Raw genomic sequence first — 5,310 nt, 5'->3', positions numbered from 1 at the left:
AACCTGGCGGTGCCCTACTCTCACATGGGGATGCCCCACACTACCATCGGCATTACAGCGTTTCACTTCTGAGTTCGGTATGGTGTCAGGTGGTTCCACCGCACTATCGCCGCCAGGATAATTCTTTGATAACTTTTATTCTAACTTCTATCTATGTTCTTCATTGGCCACAAGCTGAACGTTTAGTTAATTTCTTTTTCTTTCACTCTGTTTTCCAAAAACACTTGAGCGTTGTATAGTTAAGCCTCTCGGGCAATTAGTATGCGTTAGCTCAATGACTCACATCACTTACACACCGCACCTATCTACGTCTTAGTCTTAAACAACCCTTACAGATTTTAAATCTGGGAGAACTCATCTCTTGGCAAGTTTCGTGCTTAGATGCTTTCAGCACTTATCTCTTCCGCACTTAGCTACCCGGCAATGCGTCTGGCGACACAACCGGAACACCAGTGGTGCGTCCACTCCGGTCCTCTCGTACTAGGAGCAGCCCCAACCAATTCTCCAACGCCCACGGCAGATAGGGACCGAACTGTCTCACGACGTTCTAAACCCAGCTCGCGTACCACTTTAAATGGCGAACAGCCATACCCTTGGGACCTACTTCAGCCCCAGGATGTGATGAGCCGACATCGAGGTGCCAAACACCGCCGTCGATATGAACTCTTGGGCGGTATCAGCCTGTTATCCCCGGAGTACCTTTTATCCGTTGAGCGATGGCCCTTCCATTCAGAACCACCGGATCACTATGACCTACTTTCGTACCTGCTCGACTTGTCTGTCTCGCAGTTAAGCTTGCTTATACCATTGCACTAACCTCACGATGTCCGACCGTGATTAGCAAACCTTCGTGCTCCTCCGTTACTCTTTGGGAGGAGACCGCCCCAGTCAAACTACCCACCAGACACTGTCCGAGACCGCGTTCCGCAATCTTCGTTAGAACATCAAACGTTAAAGGGTGGTATTTCAAGGACGACTCCATAGAAACTGGCGTTCCTACTTCAAAGTCTCCCACCTATCCTACACATCAAAATTCAATGTTCAGTGTCAAGCTATAGTAAAGGTTCACGGGGTCTTTCCGTCTAGCCGCGGGTACACCGCATCTTCACGGCGATTTCAATTTCACTGAGTCTCGGGTGGAGACAGCCTGGCCATCATTATGCCATTCGTGCAGGTCGGAACTTACCCGACAAGGAATTTCGCTACCTTAGGACCGTTATAGTTACGGCCGCCGTTTACTGGGGCTTCGATCAGGAGCTTCTCTTTCGATTACACCATCAATTAACCTTCCAGCACCGGGCAGGCATCACACCCTATACGTCCACTTTCGTGTTTGCAGAGTGCTGTGTTTTTAATAAACAGTTGCAGCCAGCTGGTATCTTCGACCGGTTCAACCTTCATCCGCAAGGGACTACAATCTACGCCGGCGCACCTTCTCCCGAAGTTACGGTGCTATTTTGCCTAGTTCCTTCACCCGAGTTCTCTCAAGCGCCTGAGTATTCTCTACCTGACCACCTGTGTCGGTTTTCAGTACGGTTTAGTAAAGCCTTTCGCTTAGTGGCTTTTCCTGGAAGTGTGGTATCAGTTACTTCAGCTCCGTAGAGCCTCGTCATCATCTCTCAGTGTTAAGGAAGTCCGGATTTGCCTAAACTTCCCACCTACCAACTTAAACGCACATATCCAACAGTGCGATAACCTAACCTACTCCGTCCCCACATCGCAGCTTTACCAAGTACAGGAATATTAACCTGTTTCCCATCGACTACGCTCTTCAGCCTCGCCTTAGGGGCCGACTCACCCTGCCCCGATTAACGTTGGACAGGAACCCTTGGTCTTCCGGCGAACGGGTTTTTCACCCGTTTTATCGTTACTTATGTCAGCATTCGCACTTGTGATACGTCCAGCATGCTTCTCAACACACCTTCATCCGCTTACACAACGCTCCCCTACCCAACAGTATTGCTACTGATGCCGCAGCTTCGGTGCTATATTTGAGCCCCGTTACATCTTCCGCGCAGGCCGACTCGACTAGTGAGCTATTACGCTTTCTTTAAATGATGGCTGCTTCTAAGCCAACATCCTAGCTGTCTAAGCCTTCCCACTTCGTTTCCCACTTAATATAGACTTTGGGACCTTAGCTGGCGGTCTGGGTTGTTTCCCTCTCCACGACGGACGTTAGCACCCGCCGTGTGTCTCCTGAGTATCACTCTTTGGTATTCGTAGTTTGCATCGGGTTGGTAATCCGGGATGGACCCCTAGCCGAAACAGTGCTCTACCCCCAAAGGTGTTCGCTCAAGGCTCTACCTAAATAGATTTCGGGGAGAACCAGCTATCTCCCGGTTTGATTGGCCTTTCACCCCCAGCCACAAGTCATCCGCTAATTTTTCAACATTAGTCGGTTCGGTCCTCCAGTTAGTGTTACCCAACCTTCAACCTGCCCATGGCTAGATCACCGGGTTTCGGGTCTATACCTTGCAACTAGACGCCCAGTTAAGACTCGGTTTCCCTTCGGCTCCCCTATTCGGTTAACCTCGCTACAAAATATAAGTCGCTGACCCATTATACAAAAGGTACGCAGTCACCCTTGCGGGCTCCCACTGCTTGTACGTACAAGGTTTCAGGTTCTATTTCACTCCCCTCACCGGGGTTCTTTTCGCCTTTCCTTCACAGTACTGGTTCACTATCGGTCAATCAGGAGTATTTAGCCTTGGAGGATGGTCCCCCCATCTTCAAACAGGATATCACGTGTCCCGCCCTACTTCTCGTTAACTTAGTACCACAGCCTGGATTTTGAGTACGGGGCTATCACCCTGTGTCGCTAAGCTTCCCAGCTTATTCCTCTATCTCTACTGTTATCATTAACAGGCTCTTTCGCTTTCGCTCGCCGCTACTGACGAAATCTCGGTTGATTTCTTTTCCTCGGGGTACTTAGATGTTTCAGTTCTCCCGGTTTGCCTCACTCACCTATGGATTCAGTAAGTGATAGTAGATTCTTCATCTACTGGGTTTCCCCATTCGGATATCTTGGATTAAACGCCTCTTATCGACTCATCCAAGCTTTTCGCAGATTAGCACGTCCTTCTTCGCCTCTGATTGCCAAGGCATCCACCTTGTACGCTTAGTCACTTAACTATACAACCTCAAATGTTTTCAATCACTTTAAGTTTTTACTTCAAAGTGCGGTCAATTTGATGCGTATTTTCATTCAACTAAACACTTGATTGCTTTTGTTCAATCAAGATTTATCACAAAACAGGTTTGCTTTCAGAGTTTCCTTCTCAGTTCCCTCTATTTCACTTTCCTGTTTTGCCTACTCAGACTTTCTCTCGAAAATCTCTTGTTTTCAGCTTGTTTCCAATTTTTTAAAGAACAGTAAGATAATCTAACAAAGTTATCTTTAATTGGCGTCCCCACGGGGATTCGAACCCCGGTTACCGCCGTGAAAGGGCGATGTCCTAGGCCTCTAGACGATGGGGACATCAATTAAAGATACTCTATCTTCTTTTTATCTTTCAACGTTGCTTTCGCTTCGTTTTTAATTTCTCATTTTTCTACAACAATCAGCCAATCTGTGTGAGCACTCGCTGTCTCTCGTCTTTGGTAAGGAGGTGATCCAACCGCAGGTTCCCCTACGGTTACCTTGTTACGACTTCACCCCAGTCATGAATCATACCGTGGTAAACGCCCCCCTTGCGGTTAAGCTATCTACTTCTGGTACAACCCACTCCCATGGTGTGACGGGCGGTGTGTACAAGGCCCGGGAACGTATTCACCGCGACATTCTGATTCGCGATTACTAGCGATTCCGACTTCATGGAGTCGAGTTGCAGACTCCAATCCGGACTTAGACGTACTTTCTGAGATTCGCTCCACCTCGCAGTTTCGCCACCCTCTGTATACGCCATTGTAGCACGTGTGTAGCCCTACTCGTAAGGGCCATGATGACTTGACGTCATCCCCACCTTCCTCCAGTTTATCACTGGCAGTCTCCTTTGAGTTCCCGACCTAATCGCTGGCAACAAAGGATAAGGGTTGCGCTCGTTGCGGGACTTAACCCAACATTTCACAACACGAGCTGACGACAGCCATGCAGCACCTGTCTCAGAGTTCCCGAAGGCACCAATCCATCTCTGGAAAGTTCTCTGGATGTCAAGAGTAGGTAAGGTTCTTCGCGTTGCATCGAATTAAACCACATGCTCCACCGCTTGTGCGGGCCCCCGTCAATTCATTTGAGTTTTAACCTTGCGGCCGTACTCCCCAGGCGGTCGATTTATCACGTTAGCTACGGGCACCAAGCTTTAAGCCCAATCCCCAAATCGACAGCGTTTACAGCGTGGACTACCAGGGTATCTAATCCTGTTTGCTCCCCACGCTTTCGCACATGAGCGTCAGTACATTCCCAAGGGGCTGCCTTCGCCTTCGGTATTCCTCCACATCTCTACGCATTTCACCGCTACACGTGGAATTCTACCCCTCCCTAAAGTACTCTAGTTACCCAGTCTGAAATGCAATTCCCAGGTTAAGCCCGGGGCTTTCACACCTCACTTAAATAACCGCCTGCGTGCCCTTTACGCCCAGTTATTCCGATTAACGCTCGCACCCTCCGTATTACCGCGGCTGCTGGCACGGAGTTAGCCGGTGCTTCTTCTGTATTTAACGTCAATAATGTATGCTATTAACATACACTCCTTCCTCAATACCGAAAGAACTTTACAACCCGAAGGCCTTCTTCATTCACGCGGCATGGCTGCGTCAGGGTTCCCCCCATTGCGCAATATTCCCCACTGCTGCCTCCCGTAGGAGTCTGGACCGTGTCTCAGTTCCAGTGTGGCTGGCCATCCTCTCAGACCAGCTAGAGATCGCAGGCTTGGTAGGCCTTTACCCCACCAACTACCTAATCCCACTTGGGCTCATCTCATGGCATGCGGCCTTACGGTCCCGCACTTTCATCTTCCGATACTACGCGGTATTAGCTACAGTTTCCCGTAGTTATCCCCCTCCATAAGCCAGATTCCCAAGCATTACTCACCCGTCCGCCACTCGTCAGCAAGAAAGCAAGCTTTCTCCTGCTACCGTTCGACTTGCATGTGTTAAGCCTGCCGCCAGCGTTCAATCTGAGCCATGATCAAACTCTTCAATTCAAGTTCAATCGCTCAATATACTGCTTAGCTATAAATAAAACACTACTTAAAAAGTAATTATGAATTTTCAGTTAAGCACCTATTAAGACTTCAAAATTAAAAATATTTTAAAACAAGTCAATCAACAAGTGCCCACACAGATTGTCTGATATATTGTTAAAGAGCAAAA

1 tRNA gene and 3 rRNA genes are annotated in these 5,310 nt (G+C 48.6%); all 4 read right to left on the bottom strand.

Going from position 1 to position 5,310, the window contains the following annotated elements:
* Position 1: 1 nt before the first annotated feature.
* Positions 2–117 (bottom strand): 5S ribosomal RNA (gene rrf / locus KP713_RS08955).
* Between the two features lie 118 nt (positions 118–235).
* A 23S ribosomal RNA gene (locus KP713_RS08950) occupies positions 236–3,132 on the bottom strand.
* Positions 3,133–3,402: 270 nt separating this feature from the next.
* Positions 3,403–3,478 (bottom strand) — tRNA-Glu (locus tag KP713_RS08945).
* Positions 3,479–3,601: 123 nt separating this feature from the next.
* Positions 3,602–5,141, bottom strand: a 16S ribosomal RNA gene (locus KP713_RS08940).
* Together the 16S, 23S and 5S rRNA genes with 1 tRNA gene alongside form the textbook arrangement of a ribosomal RNA operon.
* Positions 5,142–5,310: the final 169 nt, after the last annotated feature.

Source organism: Haemophilus sp. SZY H36, from assembly GCF_018829625.1.
Lineage (GTDB): Bacteria > Pseudomonadota > Gammaproteobacteria > Enterobacterales > Pasteurellaceae > Haemophilus > Haemophilus haemolyticus_K.
Note: the sequence above shows the minus strand (reverse complement) of the source record. Positions and strands in the feature narration are given on the sequence as shown.